Here is an 871-nt window from a genome sequence, read left to right as displayed (position 1 = left end):
GGTTATGTGGATATTGGAGGCGATCCAGCAAGACGTGTTTACGTGACTGACGCGCTGCGAGTTCAGGAGGTCTTCAACGAGGAAGGCGGCAACACCGAGTGCTTCAACCGCCTGATGTCGGTGCTGGAGCATCTCCTCGTCATCCACATCATCCGATGCTCATTCGAGTCGGACCCCTCGATCGTGGCAAACATGAACGTGATCATCGACGGGCCGCTGGCGATCTTCGGCGAGGCCGCGCGCTTCCACCGGAGCATCATGTCGCTGCTCCACGACATTCGGAGGAAGTGCCGCGACCGCGGGATGCGCGGTCCGGTCGTGATGGGGATTTCCAAGACCGGCAAGGTGGTCGAACACGCCCAACTGATCGAGAACCTAGTGTCGCGTGATGAGGACAACAATGTCCTCGACGGTACCTTTGTGCTGCCGGTCAGCGACGATTACCGGACGTCGTTCATAGAGCCCGATAAAAGGGAGACAGGAAAGAACTTCGGCGACGAGACTTACTACGGGCAGACGTTCATCGTGCGCACGTCACGAAATAAGCTGTTCGACGTGACGCTGGCATATCCGTTCTCGAGCAAGTCTAACGTCAACGGTGTTTCGTTCAGAGACGCGAAGGTGGACTTGGCCAATTATGGCGACGACATCTCGCACATGGTTTCGATCATCGAAATGATGCAGACGGACCTCTTCCAGAATGCACTGATCCCGGTTCACCTGGCGCACAGATATGCCTCGATCGCGCATTCGCCCGGTGGCAGATCACTGGATCGGTTCATTCGTGAAGTCCTCGCGAGCAAGCAAACCCCTCGGTGAAGTCATGGTTTTCAAGGGGAGGTCCACCGTCAGCGCAATATTTGCTGTTGAA

Annotated in this window: 1 protein-coding gene; it reads left to right on the top strand. The window is 56.5% G+C overall.

Going from position 1 to position 871, the window contains the following annotated elements; genetic code table 11:
• Positions 1–819: hypothetical protein (locus A7X77_RS31680; protein ID WP_348626311.1), on the top strand; the 819-nt coding region annotated here is incomplete at its 5' end.
• Positions 820–871: the final 52 nt, after the last annotated feature.

It is taken from the genome of Rhizobium bangladeshense (genome assembly GCF_001662075.1).
Classification (GTDB): domain Bacteria; phylum Pseudomonadota; class Alphaproteobacteria; order Rhizobiales; family Rhizobiaceae; genus Rhizobium; species Rhizobium bangladeshense_B.
This window is presented reverse-complemented; position numbering and strand designations above follow the sequence as displayed.